We start from the raw sequence: 22,934 nt of genomic DNA, 5'->3' as shown, positions 1-22,934 counted from the left end.
TTTGATAGGAAACCAAATGATGAAAAAAAAATGGCTTGTGACTGCCTTGCTAAGTAGTCTGGCATTAGTCGGCTGCGGAACGTTAAGCCAAGTGGACTCTCATGGTCAGACGGATAACCCTGTATTCCCTGAGGTCGACAACGTCACATTTCATACCGGCTCATATCCCAACATTCAGAATCTTCGTCAGGTTCAAGACGGTGTAACACGCGACCAGCTCTACGAGCTTTTAGGTCGCCCACACTTCTCTGAGGGTTTTAAAGTACGCGAATGGGACTACCTATTCCATTTCAATACACCGCAAGGACTGAAAACATGTCAATTTAAGGTGTTGTTTGATGAGGATAAGCTTGGCCGCAGCTTTTATTGGAAACCTAGTGATTGCGCCTCTCTTCTACACCCTGTAGAAGAAAAAACCGCTATAGAACCATTTTCTCTTTCAGGAGACGTAGCATTCTCTTTCGGCAGCTCAGCTCTCACTACTGCTGGGCAAAACACAATTCGAGATATCGCAAAGAGTCTCAAGCAGATGTCTGCAATCCAGAAAATTACCGTTTCAGGCCATACCGACCGAATCGGCAATACTTCTGCCAATCAGCGTTTATCTCAACAACGCGCTGAAACGGTACAACGTGCACTAGCAGCTGAGGGGATTCCCTCCGCTGTAATTCAATCTCAGGGATTTGGTTCTCAACGCCCTATCGTGCAGTGCGACCAACAGCTACGTAACGACTTGATTGCCTGCTTAGCTCCGAATCGCCGTGTAGATATTGACGTTCAAGGCCAACGCTAAATTGGTTGTGGTAACAAATTAACCACCCAGACCAATCTGGGTGGTTTTGAAGGCTAACAAAAATGACAGCTTTACATAAATCACTTTTATTAATGCTAGTAACGGGCTTAGCGGCTTGCCAACATACGCCCCCTCTCTTTGACTCAGAGCTAGCCAACAAACAGCCTTCAACTCGGCACTCTCCCCCATCAGCCACTATGGCATCTCAGCCCCAAGCAGAAATTATCATCACCTTACACTTAGCACAGGAACAACCAGAGCCCCCCTTAGTTGCTGTAGACATAGGCGGCACCGCTCTTTACGCACTGCACCAGCCGGTTTTAACACAAGCTGACATGCTCCGCATTACGCCTGTTACAACCCCAGATCAGCTAACGTTTCTTCTATTAGAAATGAACCAAAGTGGAACATCCAAGCTACGCAGTATTACAAGTCAAGCGCAAGGACACTATCTCCTATTAAGCGTTCAAGGGCAGTTGGTAAACATAACCCAAATTGGAGAAACCATCTCTGACGGTCGTTTACTAGTGGGAACACAAAATGCTCAACACTCCCAAGCCATCATTAAGCTGATGCAAGGCAAACAATAAAGTACTCGACTACCGTTTATGCATTCCTTACGTGGGTTTCACATAGATCTCCTCAAACTCCGAGGTCTCGCTAATGCCCGAAATACGGCATTAGCCATCATCGCTATGAAGCTCATTAAAGACAGGTTTAACGATTAGCCTGAGATATTTCTTTGGTTCAAGGAGGACTCGGTTTGGAACCACTCACTACAGAGAGAATTTTTCTGTTATCTGACGACGATGAGATGATGAGAAATCTCGTTGATGATTTTGCCTTGTGGGGGCTACCTATACGTGCTGCACAAATTGAAACTGTATCAGCACTAAAAGCTATTGCTCATAATAACAACGACGAAATAATCATGATGCGACTGCATACCGATACGCTATTAACCGACATCAGTCGATTACGAGTTGAGTACCCGACAGCAGGCATCGTGGTGCAATATGTTGATCGTATCGTTACAACAGAGCAAAGTAGTCTTTTACTTTTAGCTGGTGCTGATATTTGTTTTGACGAAAACGTGCGTGGTTTCGAAGTGCTAGCAAGTATCCAAGCATTACGCCGCCGTGGCTTGGCTTTAAAATCCAAATACTGTTCGCTTGTAAGTGAACAAGATACCAAAACAAGCATTAACACGACTGATGAAAGGCACGATGCAGCAGTTGAGGTAGAGAGCTCTCAAACTTGGGCGCTAAGCGAGGGGGGATGGCGGCTATTAACACCGCAACGTCAGTCTATTGTTTTAACTGGCGCCGAAAGACATGTGCTACGAACACTATTTAAACATAGCCCGGACCCTGTTCCTAGAGAGCAACTATATAGTGAGCATGCAGACAAGCCCCCTCCACAACGATACATAGACGTGGTTATCAGTCGTCTTAAGCGGAAAATATCGGAATCGGGAGAACATATTCCTATACATTCCGTATGGGGAGTTGGTTATGTTTTTTCAGCTGACTAAGCACCACGTCTTCTGATTGTGAATCTACAGCTTGTGAACGCCCCTCCCTCTTGCACAAAAAAAAACCAGAGACTCCTACAAGCTGGAGATACTGGTTTTGATCGAATGCAGTCCATATGGCTATCTATTAAAACGCCATATCTACAATCTCCAACATAAACCCTTTGCTGGTTCTACTGTATAAGGCCGGCATATTGCTATTAACCCGGTTGTAGCGATATACCAATTTTGGAGTAATCCCCATGACGCTAAATTTGCTATGCCATAAGCCAAAGCTAACACCCGCCTCTCTATCTTTACGTACGTCATTAAACAGAAAATGAGGCGCATCAAAATGCCGCCTGCCCACTTGTAGGTTTGCCTGGACATTCAAACCATTGACCCAGCGATAACTACCGCCCAACCTAGCGGAGATAGTTCGTGATGACTCGGCCTTATCGCGTAGATGGTCTTGTTGATAGTACGCACCTGCTGACAATGAAACGCCCGCTCTAGGCTGGTAAACCCAACTCAAGCCAGCACTATACGCATTACCCTCATAGGGACGTAACCTACTGTCATCGTAGTTTTTATAGGCATACTCTAGGGTAGGAATCACATAGTGCTGTGGAATGACCTGTAGGCCGTACTCTGCCTGCACACCGAACCTATCACCATATTGCTGACTACCTAACCAAGTTTTCTCATACACAGGGCCAATACGTAGCCACTGATGATGACTCTGATATAGATACGCTGGCGCTAAACGCAAAACACGTTCGTTATAGTCTTTCTGGTCCCAGTAGTACATACCCCTATACTGCAACCCCAACCACAAAGAATGGTTACCGTGGAGAGCAGTTAGCTTCGTCACATTGACTCCATAGCTCACACCGTGGCCAGATTTGGGGAGGCTATCTGGGTTCTTTTCAAAAGTGGCTCCCCATAGCTCTAATGTACGCTCAGCAGAAGCCTGATTAACGTTATCGTTTCGCGTATAACTAAGAGAAAACTCAACATTAGGGCTATAGAGTTTTTGCAGGCTATCGATGTAGCGTGAGGCTATTTCTCGAACAGCAGTAGGCGTTTCTGGCTGTTTCAACAATGCCTCTAATGTACTCATAGCCTCTGCATAGCGTTTATCTTCTATCTGCATTACAGCCAGGTCTAACTGTACATAGCTCAACGCTGGATCAAGATACAACAATGCTTTAAACGCACCTATAGCCATGTAGTAGTTTTGCTTATGCCGGTACAACGCCCCCTTCGCATACAACACCAAATAAGGATCTGCATCTGCATGCTCCTCATACGCCGGTATAAGCAACTCCACTAACGGCCATTGTTGTTGCTGTATTGCCTGGCTAATAAGCTGAGCCATCACAGCAGGATGCTGACTCAACTCAGTGCCTGAAATCTGCGTAAGGGCCTCATTCTGAATACTCTGATTTTGCTGCTCAGAGGAAGACTGAATGTCGGATTCATTTTGCAAGACCTGCGGTAACACAGCTGGTACTGTGGCTGGCTCAAAACGGTGCACATCAAGCGTCTGCGCCTGTATCGCTGTGCTCATACACAGAAAACCGACCATCGCAAAGCAGTGGACTAAAGAGTATTTCACTAGAGAAAGCGCAAGTAACGATCAAAAAAATACTGCCTAGTGTGTGAGACTAGGCAGTAACAAGGTCTATGAAACTAGCGTTTACCGCCAAAACCTACTTCACTGATGTTGTGAACGTTATCGCCATCTCGTACGTAGTTCACACGCCCTGCTATCTCTTCAGCATTTGGACCAAAAAAACCTAACTCATAACTAATGTCCGCTGTAGGATCTTTTTCAAACGTCGCCTTACCAACAATCCCCATCCCCTGGATCATTTCCTGATTGAGGTTAGCAATGCTCGCTTTCAAGAGATCAATGTTGCCTGTTTCAGTTAAGCCGCTAATCTGCCCCGAGCCCTCACGTGAACCGAAGTCTACAACATAGCTTAGCTTGCCCTCGTCACTACCACTAAAAGCAACCCCTTGATAGGTAAACTGCCCATCTAGCCCTGCTATGGCGGCACTTGTTGTCTGCAAACCTTTAATGCTGTCTACGTAAAACACATTGAGATCAGATGCCTGTGCGCCTTGCATTTTGCTGATCAAACTTCCCATAGCAAGCGAATACGGCTGCTGATAGAGAAAGGCCTTACCTTCCACTTGATGCTTAGCCTGCTGACTGTCTTCCACCTCAAGCGTGAAAGACAAATCTTGAAGACCATTCTTGAGCTCTGAAAAGTTATAGCCTGTCCCGCTCAATGTTTGTCCGTTCAGGGTAACGCTCTTTACCGTTGCCCCCTCATCAGCCAGATCCTCTCTAAGAATAGCCAACGGATCAAAGGTCTTGGCCTTTCTAACAGCATCACGGTATTCAGCAGGAACACTGCTCAGTGAAGAGTCTGTCACGGGCGGTATGGGCTCAGACCCCTTACCCCCCCCACCGCTGCTACTACACCCTGCCAATAGCGCCAGACCTGTATAAATCGCAATCTTGTTAATTGAGTAACCCACTTACCACCTCTATAAAGTAGTTTTATCGCTTTTAGAGCAGTGAAGCTCTCTCTTCACTGCCATCGAAAACGTTGGCTTCCCTTTGGTTTAGCTTAGTTATTCGATTCCCAAAAACAATAATAACCTAACTTATAAGTTCTTTACCTATGGATGTGGTTTTGGTGGGATGGGATTTTGCATACACAAGAAATCATGCGCCCTAAACACACTGACAGATCACTCGCCTCTTTTGGCCAGGCAGTTAAGGCCTACCGCATTGCCGCAGGCATGACACAAGAAGAGCTCGCCGCTGCAGCAGAGCTGCATCCGGGCTATTTAGGGACAGTTGAAAGAGGCGAGAAGAATATCTCGCTGATGAACATCATCGCCATCAGTAAGGCTTTAGGTGTTTTGCCGTCTGAACTAATGATGGTGCTTGATGTGGTGGTTTCTAAGCCAGTCGTTCAAAGAAAACAACAAGATACGACATCTTAAAAAACCATAACCTAGTTTATAAGTTAGTGGCAATCTCACTAATGGCAATAAAGCTTCCCCCTGCGACTAACTCTTGTCATCTATGCCAACTTTAAAAAGAACCTCAAGGCAGAAAAACGAACTATGAAACCGTTAGTGAAATATTGTCGAGGAGCTGTTGAAGCTCTCAACGCACAATACAAGATGACAGAGGTTCTGGGACACGCTGCAACAGCTGGCACAGCGAGGGAACACCTGATTCGTAATTTTCTGACTAGTCACCTTCCTGAAATGACTAGCGTAGTCAGTGGTGTAATCATTGATTCAACTGGGCAACGATCAAAACAGCAAGACATAGTATTAATGCTGAAATCAATGCCAAGACTGACCTTCGCAAGCGGCCACGATTTAATTTTTCAAGAGGGAGCCGTCGCGACTTTTGAGATCAAAACCCAAATTACACCATCTGTACTAAACGATATTGCAAACAATATTGAAAGTGTAAAGAGCTTAGTACCGTCGAACCTTGCTGGTGCACAACTGGGTGATCTAGACTGGCCATATAGCAGAGTTCTTCACGTCGTGCTGACCTACGAAGGCTCGGAGTTGAGCGTCATTAATGAAAAGCTTAACTCTTTGCCCGACGTGAGCAAGCCAGATGTTTACTTAGATTTGACCAAAGGAATTTTAATAAAAAATGAAGGTTTTCTTTTTTTGAAAAACGGAACTGAAGAATATCTTTGCTATAAGGACCCAGCCATAGGCCTAGCTCGTTTTCTTGCATTACTATCGAAAGTAACTGGGCGAATGGTGACGAGATCCATCAAGTGGGACGCGTATATTGAATAGCCAAATTTTGGGTTGATGCTACGGGCCTGCTAAGCTGGAGCTAACCACACGGAGCACAACTGGTCGGCATTGAGCCAGCACCTCCACCACAACAAAGGCAGATTGCCTGCGGCAAGATTTGAGACTGACTATCCTCTTCATTACCCCCTCATTCAGCACGTAAACTTCAGTACTTTGGTTTTCTAAATGAAGCTATCTCAATTTTACGACCATTTAAACAATAATGGAGTTCACACAGCACACGATATTGAGAGAAAAAAACCAGCGATCTCTGTATGTAACGTTCTTACCCATTGAACTCAATCAACCTCGCTCGTAAAAAACAACCTTATATCCTCAAGATCTTCGCGAAGATGAAAAATTTTATTCCAATACTTTCTAAGAGGCTCCACATGTGGCTTCATGAATTTTCCTATTGAATCAGCCATTGGAATTAACTCAATACTCGAAAAGCCTCCTCTCTAGGCGGCTTTTTTTTGTGGGCTACCTTATTTCTGCGGGTAACCTTATAATTGTCTGCTATCGGCCAGAAGGGGCAGTCAATCCAATCAATAAGTCTGACCCATTTTCTTGGAGCTGTCAGCAAGCATTATGCTGCCGAGGCCGTCTGGTTGAGATCTTGCCCTCAAGCGGCAAAGGTAAAGAGTAGCTACCCAGCACTGGGCCGAATAAACCTCTAACCGGCTCAACCCAACCTGACATTTCCTTGCCCATTGCGGCAGAGCGGGTGACTCTCAGCGTAAAGCAATAGCACTCATTAAGTGGTGGTAACTCCGAAAACCTGGGGGTCGGCACAAAAAACATGAGAATGGGCTTGATACGCAGCAAGCACGTTAAAATTCTTAAGTAGCCTCATATCGTTGTGATGATGCTTTGCCGAGAATTTAATATTGAACGACTTTACTTGCTCTTTCATACGCGATGGGACCGTTACAAGGGTCTGCTTTGACAAGTTCAAGACATTGAATGAAGCAAACGCACTCCGGCTCAAATTAAAAAGAAACATATTGTGATTAGGAGCCTTAGTTCCTTGAAGGTAACCTGTATCAGGTATAGAGACTCGACAGCCCGCAACATCGTCAAAGGTTGCCACTATCACATGGCACATGTGGCCCTCTGACTCAATCATCCTCTCAACGGACAATTCCAAAATACTTTTTGTGCCGTCAGGAGGGCACATTAACGCCAGAAAAAGAATCTCCAGCCATTGACAGTACTGATCACTCGTCACCCCGAACTCTGAGCACACATCAGCTAGGTGAGGCTTTTTTCCCGCGCGAATGTCGGAAAAATGGGCTTGCAGAAGAGGATCCGTTGGATAAAAACCCACCAGTCCCTTAAATATATCAATTGTTCGAGCAATAGAATATGGGTTTCTTATTCCCCCCATGAACTTTGCTTTAAATACTCGTTCAGCGGCATCCTTCAAAACATCGCCTCCAGAATCGACCTTTGACTCGGAAATAAGACGGTCTACTGCTCGAGCCAGATCCGCTTCAAATTTCTGAAAGAAACCCTCTAGGTTTTTTCTTAGGGGTAAGCTTGTTAGATCAAAGCTAAATAGATCATCAAAAGAGAGATTCCTCTTGATCTTGACACCTTGAGGATTAATCAGGCGGACAATGCCATTTTCTCGATCGGCAATTTCAAATTTGTAAATTCGCTGTATATCCTTTGGCCTGCTCTCGTCTATGCAGTTTCTGCGCTGTTCGGCCTGAGAGATAAAATGTTGATTCCTTGTTAGATTTTTCACAATTTCTCCTTGCTCCCACAATGTACTCGAGCATAACCAACAATCCATAACCCATTATGTCGCAATGATCATCGAAAAAAGGGGAAGCATTTATTTTTCGGATCAATCAGCCGCTTTTGACTAATTGCTGTTGTTCGCCAGCGGCAGCTTTGGGTCGATAGCCGACATACACAACAAGCTAAAGGCTGATCAGCCGGACTAACCTCCCCTGCCACATAAGATAAAAGTCATCTTTCTAGGCGGCTTTTTTTGTGGACTGACCTATTTCTGGATAGACCTTATAATGTCAGCTATCGGCCATGAGTCGTCATTCGTGTGTGGCTAATATCAGTAAGACATATACTCCATCTTCAAGTTTCAAGTACACATGAATAAAGCCATCCCCTACGACCAGCGTTGTCAACGCACCGAGTCAGGAGTTGCCGTTATTTGGCCGTTCCTAAATGTTCAGCGTAGCCGAGGAGAACTTGAACTCTTCTTGGACACCAATGCCCTTACTAGGTCTAAGTGGCTGTCCGAACTATCTGAAGATCAGCGTCGATATTGTGTGGTAAATCCTTGGATGGCGATCCAAGAACAGTGGCTCTCTAACCCCAGCTTTCGCAATGAGCCAGAAAACCGTATCAATGGCTGGATCAAAAATCTTGAGCAGTACGGCGTCAAGTTCCGCCCAGGATACGCAAGCGATCAAGTTGAGTTATTGATTAAGAACGAAATTGCGCTTCGCAGGCAGTTCAGCTCGATAGTTCCGTTCGTAGCAATAATGAAGTGCCTGCTGTCGCAAAAGATGCCAGTCGATGAGTCTCTGGCACGCTTGAAAGAAATGGGACAGTCCGACATTCCGCGTTTCACGGGGGTGATTGCGCTGACAGCACTAGGTGTTTCGCTAAAGAAGGAGCAGGCATTCAAGTTGGTAAGTGACCCAAAACCTGCCTACTCTTACCTCTCGTCTTTCTTGGATTTCCAACCAGCAGGTAAAGACGAGAGCGACCACATGAACGTCTCATACCTACGCAATCGCGCTGGGGATCTGAATACATGGCTGGGACTACCAATTTTGCGCCAACTGGGATTATCGATTGGTAGCCATTCCGCGCTGGCTACCGGTGACAAGGCCCTCCATCGGCTCATCTTCCGGGCGATTCCCCCAGTCATGACACACACTGGAGCGACCACTTTTAGTGTGGCGCCCAATGAACTCTCTCAAAAGACTTATGCTCACGTCAGTGAGGTTGCCCTAAGCTTACAGACTCGAACCAGGGCTTCTCTTGATGAGCAACTTGCAAGAATGAAGACAGTGTTCAAGCTCGCAAAGGCGTGGACTAATGATCAACGTGAGCGCGATGCGCTAGATGAGATGTTCTCCGAATGGTGGCTGCCGGGTCACGGAATGGCGATCTTGCCACTGTGAGTCGCGGAGCGATAAGGCTAAAAGCTAACCTGTTGGTACTTTTGCAAGAATTTTTCGGTTGTCTAACAGGCCCAAACTAACTTGCAAGCCTCTAATTCGGTGCGCTAGATGGCTGCTATGGGTCGATTTGTGACAGTTTGCAAGTAGGGCACTAACTCATTCTCCAAAACAAACGACGTGAGGTAACTTATGACCTGCTTTGCTCATTAGCAACCACAAGCAAAAATAGCCGCATCACATTCAGCTAAGAAAAAGTCCAACGGTTTCTCTTTCGTTAGCTCAAACCAAGTCTTTGAAGTTACATATTTAGGTTCTACTCATAAACACCACAAACAAAACATGCCATCTAAATTGATTTTCGGCCACATTTCAAGTGTTCCAATTGGTACCACCTTTAATCTCTACAAAGAAATGAACGAGGTTGGCCTTCATCGCTCAACAATGGGTGGAATCTCTGGTTCCGGCAGGACCGGGGCTGACTCAATCGTTATCTCCGGTGGCTACGAGGACGATAAAGACATGGGAAATGTGATTATTTATACAGGTCAAGGTGGACGCAATGACTCAGGCAAGCATGTACGTGACCAAGAGTTAACCCGTGGTAACTTAGCTTTAGCAATTAGCCAAAAAGAAGGCCTGCCTCTTCGAGTTATCCGGGGAAAAGATCCAAAAAACAAGTTTGCTCCGGCTCAGGGCTACAGATACGACGGCTTGTATCGCGTCGAAAGTCACTGGCACGAGATTGGTAAAAGTGGGTTTAGGGTATGGCGTTATCGTCTGGAGAAAATCGAAGATAGCTCTGTGCTTCTAGAGAATAATTTCTCGACCATATCTCCATCAGAGGGGAATCCACACCCAGAGCGCAAGTCGATCACAACACAAAGAATCGTTCGTGATACAAAATGCTCAAAAGAGCTCAAGAAGCACTACGACTACCAATGCCAAGTCTGCAATATTAGAATCACGACAGCATCGGGCCCTTATGCAGAAGCCGCGCATATTAGACCGCTTGGAGCACCACACAATGGCCCTGACACTTCGGACAATATTCTGTGCTTGTGCCCAAATCACCATGTGATGTTCGATCTTGGTGCCTTCTCTATCCAGGATGACTTAAAGCTGATTGGCATTGATGGGGAGCTCCTCGTTAAAAAGGGGCACGAGATAGCCATAACGCATTTAAAATATCATCGAGATCACTATCTAGATCGTATCAAAGCGCCTTAACGCAGCACACTAGAAGCATACTGAGAAGTTATCGACTGCAAAAACTGCGCCTGATGGCAAAAAGCAGCAACACAACCAAACGGTGGGTATATTGGTGGGTACAGTTATAAATCACACACCAATTAAAACATAACCGTTTGATTTATAACAACATAACCAACACATCAGTCATTCAGGCGCAGCATATTGAGTAATATCGACCAAAGAACAATCAACTCAACGAACACCCACCACTATAATTTTTGGTGGGTGTTTTTTTGAGCACTCAGTCGAGCAGATGATGTTTGAGGTGTATTGATGACAGCAGCCCCTGCATTCCTCTTAGTTGGCGTGATCTTTGTTATCGCATTTATTGCTATTGCTTTTATTACAGGCCTTGGCCTGTCGTGGCTGGGCAAGCACTATTCTAGCATCAAGATACGCCGTCCATTCTTTAGTGTGTACCTAATCGCAGGGCTGGCGTTTGTTGTTCAGCTATTTTTTGCTGTACCACAAATAGCCGTTTCATCCGTAGTCTCAACCTCTATCAATGTAGTGCCACCCTATTATTTTTGCTTTTTTATTGTTGGCATAATAATTTTCAGCATACGTATGGAAGGCAAATACTCTGGAAAAAAAACCGCACTCTACGCTTCATGCTTATCCCTTGTATGTATTCTGTTTTTTTATTTGATCGAGACAGCATTTCTTCTCTACATACAAACAGCAAAAATAATTTAAGCGGTCTTTCATAGGAAAATTTAACCTATGATCGGCATGAGGCTAAACATTAAAAAACCCTGTTGAGCTCAATCGACCAGAGTATATTTACCCCTAGACTCCAGTCCTGACGATACCCACAGCAAGTACTTTTAGTACACAACCCTGCAAGCCGAGCCTTTTCAGCCGTAGTGTACAATCCTACCCTAGTATCCTAACTTACAGCTTGCAGCTACCTTTAGCTTAGCTCATCTTGGCACTCCAATTATTGACGGTTCGTGTCTCTAATTAAAGAGGCCAATGAATGCAGTCATAAACATGGAGGAAAAATGAAAATTGTAATCTTAGAATCTCTAGGAATTAATGACAGCGAATTTAGTGCGATATCTCAGCCTTTAAAAGATAGCGGTCACGATTTAACTGTCTATAAAGACGGAAATTCTGATATTGCAACTCTGAAATCAAGAGTGAAAGATGCAGAAATTCTAGTGCTTGCTAATATGCCGCTTAGCGCTGATGTCATTGATGCAGCAGAGAAATTAAAATACATTTCTGTCGCCTTTACTGGCTACGATCATATTGATCTAGATAAATGTAAAGAAAAAGGCATTCAAGTCTCTAATGCTGCCGGTTACAGCACTAACTCTGTTGCCGAACTAACGTTTGGTTTAATCATCGCCCTACTGCGTAATGTTGTGCCTCTGGAGAAAAAACTCAGAGAAGGCGGCACAAAGCAGGGCTACAGACAAATCGACTTAAAAGGCAAAACAGTAGGGATCCTAGGCACTGGCGATATTGGTAGTGCCGTAGCTGAGTTAGCCTTAGCTTTTGGCTGTAAAGTCATTGCGTACAACCGAAGTGAAAAACCAGCACTGATCAGCAAAGGCGTAGCGTATCAATCCTTAGATGAGGTTCTGCAGGCTAGCGATATTGTTACCATCCACATGCCGTTAACTGCTGATACCAAAGGCTTAATTGATAAAAGCAAGCTGGCCTTGATGAAGAGCAGCGCTTTTTTAATCAACACCGCTGTAGGCCCTATTGTTGATAATGCCGCATTGGCTGAAGCGCTGCACAACGGCACCATTGCAGGAGCTGGTTTAGATAGAGTAGATATGGAACCTCCTGTTCCCGCCGACTACCCTATTCTCTCTGCCCCAAATACGGTTCTTGTACCCCACATTGGCTTTGCAACCGAAGAGGCTATGACAAGAAGAGCCCAAATTACGGTTAATAATATTTGTAAGTGGGAACTAGGCGAGCAAGAAAATATCGTTCTTTAAAGAACGCCAAAACCAAGTGGTGCTAGCGTGACATACGGCACCCAGATGAATACAGGCCATCGTAGATGGCCTGTGCTTTTTCAAGTTACTGCTCTACCACCTCAGTAACAAGCAAGGGGAGATCCCAAGCCCCTCCAACACGCATCATCATGCAGCGACCTGTGTCACCCCTCTGGCTCTGCACAAACTCTGTCCCATTCCACACCCATGCATCATAACTCCAGCAGTCGCCCACCCCACGTCCTCTCATACCGGATGAGATGACACCGTTGTCGTAACCGTTTGCACTATCGCTTACTAAGACTGGGGCTGACTGCATATCATTATTGATTTCAAAATAGGCATCCCCACTGTTGTAAGCAGCGAGCCAACATGGAGCACTCACTAAAGAACGCTGCTCATTCAACCTCGCTATTTCCAAAGGCTCTGCCAATCTCTCTTCACTACAAAACGTATCTGCATCGGCACCAAGTGCCTGCAAAATTACTGGTCTGAAAACGGCCTCTTCCTGTGCGGTCATGCGGCGTAGATATTTATCTATTACCGGTGCTTTGAGAATCACAGGAATCGCTATGGGCGCTTTAACAGAGGACTCGCTATTCTTACCTTTGCGAAGAATGGCTCCGGGGGTATTTACTCTCCCTTGTACATCGTCCATCTTGAGTAGCACAGCGCTAGATCCTGCACCCGACAACGAATAGTCGTCGTCATTTTTTCTAAAAGAAATGGACTTATCTTGTTTTAACGCGGTAAGGAACTGAGCTAGCTGGGCCTCACTCATCTGCCAAGATTCGTCTCCGGCAAAGCTTAACGCCCCTGCTGTACGGCCAGCAATGATGAGTTCAGGTGCTGAACCCTCTTGCCATTCATCATCACCGTAATGAGCCAGCATGACCCTATTTATCACAGGTTCATTTCTACCCGCCTTACGAGTGAGTAATACGGATGCCCCTTCTTCTTCAGCGATCGCACCATAACCTACTGCTCTACAGGTCAACGTGTTGTCACAAGTGAGATCCCAGTCTTTGTGGGAAAAGCCCCCAGCGACACTAGCCGCTGTCGCACTGCCACAATAAGTCGCCAACATCATCAAAGCTGCTGGGATGACATTAAACGCCTTGTGACGTTGTTTCCGTGAGTTCATTTCCCTTGCTCCTACGGTTACTCATAACTCAAACTATGCCGCAACATTTTATCCAGATTCGCAAATTAGTGCTGCCTAGTGGCATCGTTGAACTCTTTGGAAGCACACCCGCTCACTGTCTGTATTACTCGTCGCCAAATATCAACACAATACTTAAAATATGTAAAAATAAATCCTAAAGTATTTCACTAATGGCAGACTCATATAATTCCTCATTTTTCCCAAAAGATGTTTATTTTTGCCATAACGCCTGAATTACGTAAAACAAAATTTTTATGTCTTATTCGCGATTTTCATGAGCATCTTATTGTCGTATGCACCAGAAGATTAAGGACAGCACAAGTCACTGTATACGCCAGCAAATGAAGCATAGCGATAAAACCAATAGCACTATTAGTCACTAAGGACCCTGCTTACATAGATTACAGAGCACCTATGTTTATATCGCGGCACTTAGTAAACAACCACAAATAAAACTCAGCACAAGCACAAGGGGACAGCCTCATGAAGAAATCCTTATTTGCCATGACCTTGGTCATAGGTAGTTCTTCTATTGCACACGCAGAAACCTCCGTAACCCTATACGGCACCATAGATACTGGTATTGGGTTTCAATCCTTCAAAAACCGCGATAGCGGTGTCAAAGCCTCGCAGACCGGCCTGTTTAACGGCGTATGGTCTAGTAGTGCCTGGGGCCTGAAAGGCAGTGAAGACCTAGGCGATGGCTTACGTGCCATCTTTAAATTGGAAAGCGGCTTTAACGTATTAACAGGTAAATCTTCTAGTGACCGCTTATTTAAAACCACCACACTGGGCCTAAGCAGCGATGACTGGGGTAGCATAAATTTCGGCCGTGTAGGCAATGCTATTCAAGACTACGCCAGCTACATCGCCGGCCCAGACGATGAAGAAAACTTGTCCGATATTACCAATACTTTTAGTGCTGCCGGTTCTAATAAAGCGGACAACACCGTTGTTTATAAATCGCCAACGTTCAACGGTTTAGATTTCTCTATTGGTTATTCCTTTAATACTAAAGGCCAGCAAAGCTGGAACAGCAGCGACAACACAAAACTCATTACGTCCGCTATCGCCTATTCCAATGGCCCATTAAGTCTGTCCTTAGGTTACGACCGCTTGCAATCCAAAGACTGGGCTAAAAAAGTACATTCATGGGTACTGATCGGTGGTTACGATTTCAGTGCGCTACAGCTTGGCATCGCAGTGGGTCAGGATATTAATGGCCGACAATCTGGTTTTGGCTCGTATGCCCCCTCGTCCGCGTTCACCTATTGGAATTCTGGCTACACCAAAGACTTCAAAACCACCAGCTTCACCATCAACGCCACTGTGCCTATTACTCCTGTTTCTAGCGCCATGGTGGGTTGGAGTGTTTCGCGTGCCAGCAACGCGTTTAACAACACGCACAACCTAGACAAGCGACAGCAAAATATTTATAGCGCAGGCTATTCCTACAACCTGTCCAAGCGCACGACACTTTATGCGCTAGCGGGCTATGCCACAGGCTTTGCCTTCCAAAACGTTAGAGGCCAGCAAGCCATCGTTGGGTTGGATCACAGTTTCTGACCGTCATTGCTTCATGACTTTCGGGTCTGACACACATACCGATTAGCCCCCACCTCACGTTCAGGAGTTGGCTGTAATGAGTACACATCAAACTGGATTTTCCCGTAGGGATTTCATCAAACTAGGCACGGTAGGCGGCATCACCCTACTGCTTGGCCGTTTACCGACGGCACATGCGCTAGAGGTTAACTCCGGCGCTAGTTCAACCGACTGGATTGGTCGCGACGGTAAAGCCAAATTTCGCTGGGACGCCATACGTAAAGTTACCGGTCAAAAGAACTTTTCGTTTGACTTCCGCTCTAGCGATCTTCCCGGCTGGCCCCAACAGCAAGGTTATGCCTTCATGCTTAAAGCCAGTGATGCCGAGCATCGCTTTGAGGGCGTAGACATCTCCATACTGGGTGATGACTTGCAGCCAGACAAGCTGTTGCTACAAAAAGACTTGGCTGAGCACGGCCTAGAAGCCCCTAAAAGTATGGGTAAACGCTTTTACGGCGAGCATATCTTGCTGCCTCAAGGCGAAACAGCTCCGCTACTAGGGCACCCGGTTGCGATCCTATTCTATAAAGACTATGACCGTTTCCAAGCCGCCAAGCGTAAGCTGCGTTTTGATACTAACGTTGTTAAGTACGGTGAATTTACCGGCCCTAAACCACCCGCTAATTACGGTGCTGGCCGCTTTGTGCGTATAGGCGGTGAAACCCCCTATGATCCACCAAAATTTGCCCCATTCCAGAATGGCTCCCTGAAGGGCGGTTTCCATGGCAATGAGGTAGTCTGGCCGCCATTCAAGCCGGATAATGAGCTGTTCATTCCCGAAGTCATTAAACGCAAACGTGGCAGTGGCTTTGAAGACTCCTTGCATGCGTCCAGCCTAGATCCTACGGTGCCCGAGCAAGCAATGGATGCGGCCATGATCATTGCCGAGGATATAGAACAAGCACGTCATAACCCTGACAAAATCGTGCTAGAGCGTCATGGCTTTTCACAGTCTATAGACCCCTGTGCGATGGAGCCTGATAACTGTACGGCTTGGTACGACGCCGAGACCCGTAGCCTGCATATTATGACGGCTACACAGTCACCCGCGGGTGTGGCCAGCGCAGCGGCAGCCATGGTGAAAGACAATACACAAGCTCCAGTAGAGCGCATCATTTTGCTGACTGGTTCTACTGTAGGTTATGGCTCCAAGGATTACTCGGTATTCCCCTACTACGCCATTGCCGCCTGTTTATACAGCGGCGGTGTCCCGGTTCGGGTGGCCAATGACCGCTACGAGCAATTCCAGTTAGGCATGAAACGCCATTCTATTGCCATGGATGTCACCATTACGGCGGATCGCAAAACGGGGCAGTTTGAGATTCTAAAAGGCTTTTATAACTGCAACGGCGGTGGTAGAGAAAACTTGTCAGTTGCTGTGTCGCACGTGGCGGCTCGTGGCGCACAATCTGTTTACTATTTCCCTAAGTCCGACTTGGCAACGGTAGCCATGGCGACACAGGCAGTAGAAGCTGGTTCCATGCGAGGCTTTGGCTCGCTTCAGTCCATGTCTATCACCGAGGTTATGGTTGATGAGCTTGCCAACGAGTTGGGCATAGATCCCATCGAGCTACGACGTCGTAACGCCCTACGTGAAGGCGCACAAAATACGCAAGGTGGTGTACAAGCCGGTGACCCTCGCATTGAAGAAATGCTGGATCTAGCCGCTAAACACCCGTTATGGGCCAATAGAGACAAGGCCAAAGCCGACTACGATGCAGCCAACCCCGGCAAACGTTATGGCGTAGGCTTTGCTCAAGTTCAGCAAGTGTATGGCTCTAGCGGAGACCCTAGCCTTTTAGTGCTAGAGTTCGACAGCGATGGCAAATTAAGCATGCGTCATTGCGCCCAAGAAATTGGTACAGGCGCAACCACGGCACAGCAAGTTATGGTGTGGCAGGCTTTGGGTAAAGCACCCGACCACGTGGACTTTGGTGTCACTGAGTTCCCAGAACTCCCCTTGACCAGCGCATGGGCAGACCAGAAACTGCAAGACGAATACTCCAAGAAGGATCCTTACTGGGTACCGTCTATCATTCCTGACATGAGCTCGTCATCCAGTGTCTACTACATTGGTTTTGCGACTCGACAAGCTGCACGCTTTTTACTGGAGTTCACCCTCTGGCCTGCGGCACGTGCCATCTGGAGTCAAGGTGCAGGCGGCGGCCCTATTTCCAGCTTCAATGTGCAGTTTTCTGACTTACGCATTGGGCCAGATGGCTTGGGCGGTGCAGGGATGAAACCTATTGCTTTCGAGCAGCTTGCTAAAAAAGCGCACGAAATGGGGTTGATCACGGGCGTAGCTCTGCATACCTTCAGCCGTTGGGAATGGGCAAGCGCAGAGTTCGACATTCCTGGCATCGGTGTACGCACCCTGCCTATAGATGCGTTGGCAATTCGTTATGGTGACGGTGCCCCGGATGCATTGAAACAGCGGATGACAACGGCTGGCTACGACTTCATTAAGCGTAACAGTGCCACCTACCCTCCTACCCAACGCAGTAGCGCTGGCCCAACCACCTACACACCTGCCGCTTACATCGTAGAGCTGAATGTGAATACCTTCACCGGACAGGTTGAAGTCATGAATCACCACTCGCTGATGGACCCCGGCACGATGATTGTTCCAGAACTGGTTTCAGGTCAACTGCAAGGTGGTGCTGCCATGGGTATAGGTCATGCCCTGATGGAAGAACTACCGCTTTATGAGGATGGCCCTGGTAACGGTACCTGGAACTTCAACCGCTACACACTTCCGCGCGCTAAAGATGTGGCCGTGTGGACGCAAACAGCAGACTACTTGCCTCCGTTATCCGAAACGTCACCGCCTAAAGGTATGGCTGAATTAGGCATGATCCCCGTGGTCGCTGCCATCAGTAATGCCATTACCCATGCGGTAGACAAACGCTTTTACGAATTTCCTATTACCCCTAAAAAAATCAAGGCGGCGCTGGCATGAGCTTAGAAAAACAACCCCTGACGCTCACGATCAACGGCAAAACCATTGGTCCTGTAGACGTTCCTGTCGACATGCCCATGATCGACTTTCTGCATGAGCACCTCAACCTCACTGGCACTCGTTTTGGTTGCGGCCAAGGCATTTGCCATGCCTGTACCATCGTAGAAAATCACCCTGATGGTTCTACCACTGAAAGCCGTACCTGTGTGTTTAGCGCCCACTACTTCAACAACAAGTCCATCACGACTATTGAAGGCCAAGCCAAGTACGACAAGCTGGGCAAGGTAGAAGCCTTAACACCGGTACAGCAAGCCTTTATCGACCACTTCTCGTTCCAGTGCGGCTACTGTACGCCCGGTTTTGTGGCCGGTGCCACAGTATTTCTGGATGGTCTAAAACGCCAACCTGTACAACGTGCCAATCTAGAAAGTGCTATCGAAGAAGCCTTAAACGACCACATCTGTCGTTGCACGGGCTATGTACGTTATTACGAAGCCGTGAAGGAAGTTGCTCTGGCAACGCCCGGCTGTGTGATCGACTAAGGAGGCGACATGCTACGTAAAGTAATCATTACCGTGATTCTGGTGGCTGTGGCGGTCTGTATTGCCATCTTGCTAGGTGCGTTTCGCAGTACCAGCGTTGCCCCCGGTGTCGATAAGCCGTTAAGCGCCGACGAGATGCAGCAATTAATCCCCCGTGGGCGTGAATTAGCCATGGCGGGCGACTGTTTTGGCTGTCACTCTCAACCCCAAGGCCCTAAGGCCGCAGGCGGTGTGGCCATTGGCACGCCCTTTGGCACGCTCTACTCCACCAACATCACGCCTGACCCCACCTACGGGATAGGCAAGTACACGCGTGCGGATTTCCACCGTGCGTTGAAAGATGGCGTGGCCCCTAAAGGTAACTTGTACCCGGCCATGCCGTACATCTTCACGCACATCACCACACCTGAAGATATAGATGCGCTGTATGCCTACCTAATGAGCATTCCTCCTATTGCGGTAGCCAATAAGAGCAATAGCGGTGCATTCTCGTTACCTGTGCGGCCGTTCATGAACTTCTGGAATCTGCTGAATTTCCCTAATCGCGTCGCTCCCGAGAACCCAGAGCGTTCAGCACAATGGTTGCGTGGTGCGTACTTGGTGCAGGGTGTAGGCCATTGTGCAAGCTGCCACACACCACAGAACTTTATGATGGGCGTGGATTTCTCTCGTGACTTCCAAGGTGGTGAGATCAATGGGTGGGCTATTCCTAACATCACGGCAAACTCTTTAGCCAAGCATGGTTTTGATGTAGCCACGTTAACCCAATACCTCAGCACTGGCATTGCACCACAAGGCACGTCATTTGCGGACATGCATACCGTCACGCACTTCTCTACTAGCGCGATGAAAGTAGACGACGTAGAAGCGGTTGCTACCTACTTGCTCACGGATGCTAACGGTTCAATTCCTCCTGCAGCGTCGGCGCCAACGCCCTTACCTGAAGCAAAGAACCCCGCTGCTGACAGCAACATGGCTATCGGCAGACGTACGTACTTAGCCGCTTGTGCGGGTTGTCACGGCAGTAAAGGGGAAGGTATCCCTAATGTAGCGCCTGCCATGTACGGCAATGCCACATTGGCGATGGACAGTGCTCAGAACTTGGTACGTGTGGTGCTAAACGGTATTCCTACCCAGACCTTTACGGGAAATCAGCGTATGTATGCCATGCCACCCTTTGCGCATGAACTTAGCGATGAAGAAATCGCTGATTTGTCTACGTGGATGCGTGCACAATGGGGAGGTCAAGCTACCGCTGTCACGCCCAGCCAAGTGAACAGTATTGCCGGTTCAGTTCGTTAACGTCCTCAGCAACGAGCAAGACTAGAGATAAGGCCGCCCAGTTTGGGTGGCCTTTCTTTTTAATAATGCGGTAGGTTCACGCTTTTTGCCCATTTAAGAAAGGCAATCAACTTACGGCGCCACACCGCTTTGCTTTGTAGAAATAGTCGCATTCAACACACCACGCTTGTGATTACTTGGCGTTGTTTTCTACGGCAACCAGACCGCTACGCGTCACGCGCAATGACTACGATATCAGTCAATAGATGACGTACTTCACAGCCAGAAAACAAACATCGTTGAATGCATTCTAGGTAAAGAGCACCTACAACCAAACCATTTAAAGTTGATGGCTATATAACTGGTTTGAAAATTAGCATATAGCTAAAACGTGGCCCATTCCCTATTCTGAACACCGTTAATTGGCAGTACTGGGCCAAGCCTCGGTGCTATCACGACATTAAAGCTCTTCATCTTGCGCTGCATTATCGGTGCACTCAGCCAGTAGCTCTACCGCTCTAGCAGCAAAAGTCTCAGGCACTTGCAAACGCACGCCTCCTAACGCGTTGGAGTACAGCCATTGCATGGTGATGGTGTGTTCATCGGCCAAGAAAACCGGAATCCCCTCAGACTCCAACAGCGCACGTGCCACATACGCTTCGTGGGGAAAGCTGTATCTGCTAATCGTCACTAACATAACACCTCCTGAGAATAGGCACGCCTTAGGCTACGACTATACCAAACCAACGTTTAAGTAGTGCCCTATTCCTAACGCAGCATCCACTCCGCTGCATGCTCTGCGTGTAGTCGCGTCGTATCAAACAAAGGAATGTCCACGTGTTGCGGTTCAATCAATAACGATATCTCCGTGCATCCAAGAATCACTGCTTCAGCCCCATTTTCAACTAGTCTATTGATGACCTCACTATAGGCGTTTCGTGAGCCATCGTTGATATGCCCTAAGCACAACTCATCATAAATAATACGGTGTACGGTGTCTCTGTCTTCGGCATTCGGTGTCAGCACAGTCAAACCATATTTATCTTCTAACCTAGCGCGATAAAAATCTTGCTCCATGGTGAAGCGGGTTCCTAGCAAGCCAACAGTTGAAATACCTGCGTGCTGAATTGCTTCTGCCGTGGGGTCCGCGATATGCAGTAACGGAATACGGGTGGCGCTCTCAATCGCCGTCGCCACCTTATGCATCGTGTTTGTACAAAGCACCACCCCTTCAGCCCCTGCCGCCTCTAGCCGTTTGGCGACATCCGCTAATAACAAACCCGCTTGCTCCCACTGTCCTGTATGCTGCAAGGCTTCAATTTCCTGAAAGTCCACGCTGTAGAGCACAATTTTTGCAGAGTGCAAACCACCCAAACGCTGCTTGATGGTTTCGTTAATCTGTCTATAGTAGGGAATGGTTGATTCCCAGCTCATTCCACCAATCAACCCTATAGTTTTCATCACATTCCCTTTGAAATTCTTGCGCAACGCGCCATGCCGTAGAGTTGAAATAATAAAGTACTTTTAGCAGGACTTCACTTTTTCCTGTCGCTTGTTACCATAGCTACTTTCCTTGCCTCACCTTGCTGGTACTTCGTTTATGTCCGCTACCCCTCTTAACATCCTGCATACCTCAGATTGGCATTTGGGGCGCTCACTGTATGGCAAGAGGCGTTATCAAGAATTTGAGGATTTTTTACACTGGTTATTAACGCAATTGCATGAGCACCATGTAGATGTATTGCTGATTGCCGGGGACATTTTTGATACCACCACTCCCAGTAATAAAGCGCAAGAACTGTACTACCACTTTCTGCAACAGGTAGCCCAATCCCCTTGCCGACATGTGGTGATTATTGCGGGCAACCACGACTCACCCTCTTTTCTAGAAGCGCCTAAGTCGCTGCTAAAAGCGTTGCGCATTCATGTTGTAGGTAGCCCAAGCAGCGCGATAGAGGATGACGTGCTGGTGTTGTTTGATGAGCATCAGCAGGCCGAACTAATTGTGTGCGCCGTACCGTATTTGCGAGACAAAGACATACGTACCACACAGGCTGGGGAAAGCCCGGACGAGAAAAATCAGCAGCTATTACAAAACATTCATGCGCATTACCATGCTATTGCGGCACAGGCCGAGCAAATACAAGCCCAGCATGCCTCACACCCCCCCATTATCGCGACTGGACACCTGTTTGCGACGGGCGGGCAAACCATAGACGGTGATGGTGTGCGCGAGCTGTATGTAGGCTCATTAAACCGCGTTCCGGCCTCGGCCTTCTCACCGGTGTTTTCGTATGTGGCGCTGGGGCACTTACATGTGCCGCAGATGGTGGCACAAGATCCTCGAATTCGTTATAGCGGCTCGCCCTTACCCATGGGCTTTGGCGAGGCTACTCAACAAAAATCGTTGTGCCTCGTGCGCTTACAAGATCAACAAGTAGAACTAACTTTACTGCCCATTCCTGTCTTTCAAAAACTCGTGTCCATACGGGGTGACTGGCCACATATACAGTCCACGCTACAGCAGCTTTCAACTGCAACAGACGCAGTATGGGTAGAAATTATTTATGACGGCGAAGACCTGATTGGTAATTTGCGTGAACGTATTGATGACTGCATTCATAACACCACTATTGATGTGCTGCGCGTTCAAAATCAGCGTGTCATTGAGCGTCTGCTGCAACGTACTCACCAAACTGAAACCCTAGAAGAAATGAGTGTCACTGAGGTGTTTGAGCGCTGTTTAAGCGCGCATGACATCCCCGAAGAACAACGCCCTGTGCTGCGCGAGCACTATCAGCATATTGTGCAGTCGCTGGAAGACAGCGATAACCGCAGCGTTTAAGGC

The 22,934-nt window shown here is 47.4% G+C and carries 20 protein-coding genes; 14 read left to right on the top strand and 6 right to left on the bottom strand.

Annotated elements, in window-relative coordinates:
• Positions 1-16 precede the first annotated feature (16 nt).
• From ACLPHM_RS03140 to ACLPHM_RS03130, 3 genes are all read left to right on the top strand, one after another.
• Positions 17-793 (top strand): OmpA family protein, encoded by a 777-nt coding sequence (locus ACLPHM_RS03140; protein WP_430219822.1) that lies wholly within the window; start codon positions 17-19, stop codon positions 791-793.
• 197 nt (positions 794-990) lie between these two features.
• Positions 991-1,383, top strand: a complete 393-nt coding sequence (locus tag ACLPHM_RS03135; RefSeq protein ID WP_430219821.1) for a hypothetical protein — start codon at positions 991-993, stop codon at positions 1,381-1,383.
• Positions 1,384-1,556: 173 nt separating this feature from the next.
• The gene (locus tag ACLPHM_RS03130) at positions 1,557-2,327 is read left to right on the top strand and encodes a winged helix-turn-helix domain-containing protein (protein WP_430219820.1); all 771 of its coding nucleotides are present in this window, start codon (positions 1,557-1,559) and stop codon (positions 2,325-2,327) included.
• A gap of 127 nt (positions 2,328-2,454) precedes the next feature.
• On the opposite strand, the gene ACLPHM_RS03125 is transcribed toward ACLPHM_RS03130, so the two are convergent.
• Positions 2,455-3,879 (bottom strand): surface lipoprotein assembly modifier, encoded by a 1,425-nt coding sequence (locus tag ACLPHM_RS03125; RefSeq protein WP_430219819.1) that lies wholly within the window; start codon positions 3,877-3,879, stop codon positions 2,455-2,457.
• Positions 3,880-4,001: 122 nt separating this feature from the next.
• Positions 4,002-4,859: a factor H binding protein domain-containing protein gene (locus ACLPHM_RS03120; RefSeq protein WP_430219818.1), complete on the bottom strand. Its 858-nt coding sequence runs from the start codon at positions 4,857-4,859 to the stop codon at positions 4,002-4,004.
• Between the two features lie 174 nt (positions 4,860-5,033).
• On the opposite strand from ACLPHM_RS03120, the gene ACLPHM_RS03115 reads away from it, so the two are divergent.
• Both ACLPHM_RS03115 and ACLPHM_RS03110 read left to right on the top strand, forming a co-directional pair.
• Positions 5,034-5,333, top strand: coding sequence for a helix-turn-helix domain-containing protein (locus tag ACLPHM_RS03115; protein ID WP_430219817.1), 300 nt, complete (start codon positions 5,034-5,036; stop codon positions 5,331-5,333).
• A gap of 123 nt (positions 5,334-5,456) precedes the next feature.
• The gene (locus ACLPHM_RS03110; protein ID WP_430219816.1) at positions 5,457-6,161 is read left to right on the top strand and encodes a DUF6602 domain-containing protein; all 705 of its coding nucleotides are present in this window, start codon (positions 5,457-5,459) and stop codon (positions 6,159-6,161) included.
• Positions 6,162-6,918: 757 nt separating this feature from the next.
• Here the strand turns inward: ACLPHM_RS03110 and ACLPHM_RS03105 are convergent.
• Entirely contained in the window at positions 6,919-7,914 is a 996-nt protein-coding gene (locus tag ACLPHM_RS03105) for a hypothetical protein (RefSeq protein WP_430219815.1), read from the bottom strand.
• Between the two features lie 367 nt (positions 7,915-8,281).
• Between ACLPHM_RS03105 and ACLPHM_RS03100 the strand changes: the two genes are divergently transcribed.
• The 4 genes from ACLPHM_RS03100 (at position 8,282) to ACLPHM_RS03085 (ending at position 12,534) form a co-directional block, all read left to right on the top strand.
• The gene (locus ACLPHM_RS03100) at positions 8,282-9,325 is read left to right on the top strand and encodes a hypothetical protein (RefSeq protein WP_430219814.1); all 1,044 of its coding nucleotides are present in this window, start codon (positions 8,282-8,284) and stop codon (positions 9,323-9,325) included.
• A gap of 339 nt (positions 9,326-9,664) precedes the next feature.
• Complete coding sequence (locus ACLPHM_RS03095; protein WP_430219813.1) at positions 9,665-10,552, top strand: YDG/SRA domain-containing protein; 888 nt, start codon at positions 9,665-9,667, stop codon at positions 10,550-10,552.
• A gap of 297 nt (positions 10,553-10,849) precedes the next feature.
• On the top strand, positions 10,850-11,272 hold the full coding sequence (locus tag ACLPHM_RS03090) for a hypothetical protein (protein ID WP_430219812.1): 423 nt from the start codon (positions 10,850-10,852) through the stop codon (positions 11,270-11,272).
• Positions 11,273-11,580: 308 nt separating this feature from the next.
• The gene (locus ACLPHM_RS03085) at positions 11,581-12,534 is read left to right on the top strand and encodes an NAD(P)-dependent oxidoreductase (RefSeq protein WP_430219811.1); all 954 of its coding nucleotides are present in this window, start codon (positions 11,581-11,583) and stop codon (positions 12,532-12,534) included.
• 85 nt (positions 12,535-12,619) lie between these two features.
• Here the strand turns inward: ACLPHM_RS03085 and ACLPHM_RS03080 are convergent, their stop codons facing one another.
• The gene (locus ACLPHM_RS03080) at positions 12,620-13,678 is read right to left on the bottom strand and encodes a DUF1176 domain-containing protein (protein ID WP_430219810.1); all 1,059 of its coding nucleotides are present in this window, start codon (positions 13,676-13,678) and stop codon (positions 12,620-12,622) included.
• A 504-nt stretch (positions 13,679-14,182) separates the two neighbouring features.
• On the opposite strand from ACLPHM_RS03080, the gene ACLPHM_RS03075 reads away from it, so the two are divergent.
• The 4 genes from ACLPHM_RS03075 to ACLPHM_RS03060 all read left to right on the top strand — a co-directional run bounded on the left by ACLPHM_RS03075 (position 14,183) and on the right by ACLPHM_RS03060 (position 20,107).
• A complete protein-coding gene (locus tag ACLPHM_RS03075) occupies positions 14,183-15,265 on the top strand; it encodes a porin (protein WP_430219809.1) in 1,083 nt (360 codons plus the stop codon).
• Between the two features lie 76 nt (positions 15,266-15,341).
• The gene (locus ACLPHM_RS03070; RefSeq protein ID WP_430219808.1) at positions 15,342-18,263 is read left to right on the top strand and encodes a xanthine dehydrogenase family protein molybdopterin-binding subunit; all 2,922 of its coding nucleotides are present in this window, start codon (positions 15,342-15,344) and stop codon (positions 18,261-18,263) included.
• On the top strand, positions 18,260-18,805 hold the full coding sequence (locus tag ACLPHM_RS03065) for a (2Fe-2S)-binding protein (RefSeq protein WP_430219807.1): 546 nt from the start codon (positions 18,260-18,262) through the stop codon (positions 18,803-18,805). Before ACLPHM_RS03070 ends, ACLPHM_RS03065 begins: the two co-directional genes overlap by 4 nt.
• 9 nt (positions 18,806-18,814) lie before the next feature.
• Entirely contained in the window at positions 18,815-20,107 is a 1,293-nt protein-coding gene (locus tag ACLPHM_RS03060) for a cytochrome c (protein ID WP_430219806.1), read from the top strand.
• Positions 20,108-20,546: 439 nt separating this feature from the next.
• On the opposite strand, the gene ACLPHM_RS03055 is transcribed toward ACLPHM_RS03060, so the two are convergent.
• Both ACLPHM_RS03055 and ACLPHM_RS03050 read right to left on the bottom strand, forming a co-directional pair.
• Positions 20,547-20,783 carry a putative signal transducing protein gene (locus tag ACLPHM_RS03055; protein WP_430219805.1) on the bottom strand — a complete coding sequence of 79 codons (237 nt, stop codon included), beginning with the start codon at positions 20,781-20,783 and terminating at the stop codon, positions 20,547-20,549.
• A gap of 71 nt (positions 20,784-20,854) precedes the next feature.
• The gene (locus ACLPHM_RS03050) at positions 20,855-21,547 is read right to left on the bottom strand and encodes an aspartate/glutamate racemase family protein (RefSeq protein ID WP_430219804.1); all 693 of its coding nucleotides are present in this window, start codon (positions 21,545-21,547) and stop codon (positions 20,855-20,857) included.
• Positions 21,548-21,686: 139 nt separating this feature from the next.
• Between ACLPHM_RS03050 and ACLPHM_RS03045 the strand changes: the two genes are divergently transcribed.
• Entirely contained in the window at positions 21,687-22,931 is a 1,245-nt protein-coding gene (locus ACLPHM_RS03045) for an exonuclease SbcCD subunit D C-terminal domain-containing protein (protein ID WP_430219803.1), read from the top strand.
• Positions 22,932-22,934: the final 3 nt, after the last annotated feature.

The organism is Paenalcaligenes sp. Me131 (genome assembly GCF_050487225.1).
In the GTDB taxonomy this organism is placed as follows: Bacteria; Pseudomonadota; Gammaproteobacteria; order Burkholderiales; family Burkholderiaceae_B; genus Paenalcaligenes.
The sequence above is the reverse complement of the archived record's forward strand: the minus strand, read 5'-3'. Positions and strand labels throughout refer to the sequence as shown.

What these genes read in the sequence shown, in the direction of transcription:
- ACLPHM_RS03140 (WP_430219822.1), top strand. Translation starts at nt 17, where the DNA reads ATGATGAAAAAAAAATGGCTTGTGACTGCCTTGCTAAGTAGTCTGGCA.
- ACLPHM_RS03135 (WP_430219821.1), top strand. Translation starts at nt 991, where the DNA reads ATGGCATCTCAGCCCCAAGCAGAAATTATCATCACCTTACACTTAGCA.
- ACLPHM_RS03125 (WP_430219819.1), bottom strand. Translation starts at nt 3,879, where the DNA reads ATGAGCACAGCGATACAGGCGCAGACGCTTGATGTGCACCGTTTTGAG.
- ACLPHM_RS03110 (WP_430219816.1), top strand. Translation starts at nt 5,457, where the DNA reads ATGAAACCGTTAGTGAAATATTGTCGAGGAGCTGTTGAAGCTCTCAAC.
- ACLPHM_RS03100 (WP_430219814.1), top strand. Translation starts at nt 8,282, where the DNA reads ATGAATAAAGCCATCCCCTACGACCAGCGTTGTCAACGCACCGAGTCA.
- ACLPHM_RS03095 (WP_430219813.1), top strand. Translation starts at nt 9,665, where the DNA reads ATGCCATCTAAATTGATTTTCGGCCACATTTCAAGTGTTCCAATTGGT.
- ACLPHM_RS03090 (WP_430219812.1), top strand. Translation starts at nt 10,850, where the DNA reads ATGACAGCAGCCCCTGCATTCCTCTTAGTTGGCGTGATCTTTGTTATC.
- ACLPHM_RS03085 (WP_430219811.1), top strand. Translation starts at nt 11,581, where the DNA reads ATGAAAATTGTAATCTTAGAATCTCTAGGAATTAATGACAGCGAATTT.
- ACLPHM_RS03080 (WP_430219810.1), bottom strand. Translation starts at nt 13,678, where the DNA reads ATGAACTCACGGAAACAACGTCACAAGGCGTTTAATGTCATCCCAGCA.
- ACLPHM_RS03075 (WP_430219809.1), top strand. Translation starts at nt 14,183, where the DNA reads ATGAAGAAATCCTTATTTGCCATGACCTTGGTCATAGGTAGTTCTTCT.
- ACLPHM_RS03070 (WP_430219808.1), top strand. Translation starts at nt 15,342, where the DNA reads ATGAGTACACATCAAACTGGATTTTCCCGTAGGGATTTCATCAAACTA.
- ACLPHM_RS03065 (WP_430219807.1), top strand. Translation starts at nt 18,260, where the DNA reads ATGAGCTTAGAAAAACAACCCCTGACGCTCACGATCAACGGCAAAACC.
- ACLPHM_RS03060 (WP_430219806.1), top strand. Translation starts at nt 18,815, where the DNA reads ATGCTACGTAAAGTAATCATTACCGTGATTCTGGTGGCTGTGGCGGTC.
- ACLPHM_RS03055 (WP_430219805.1), bottom strand. Translation starts at nt 20,783, where the DNA reads ATGTTAGTGACGATTAGCAGATACAGCTTTCCCCACGAAGCGTATGTG.
- ACLPHM_RS03050 (WP_430219804.1), bottom strand. Translation starts at nt 21,547, where the DNA reads ATGAAAACTATAGGGTTGATTGGTGGAATGAGCTGGGAATCAACCATT.
- ACLPHM_RS03045 (WP_430219803.1), top strand. Translation starts at nt 21,687, where the DNA reads ATGTCCGCTACCCCTCTTAACATCCTGCATACCTCAGATTGGCATTTG.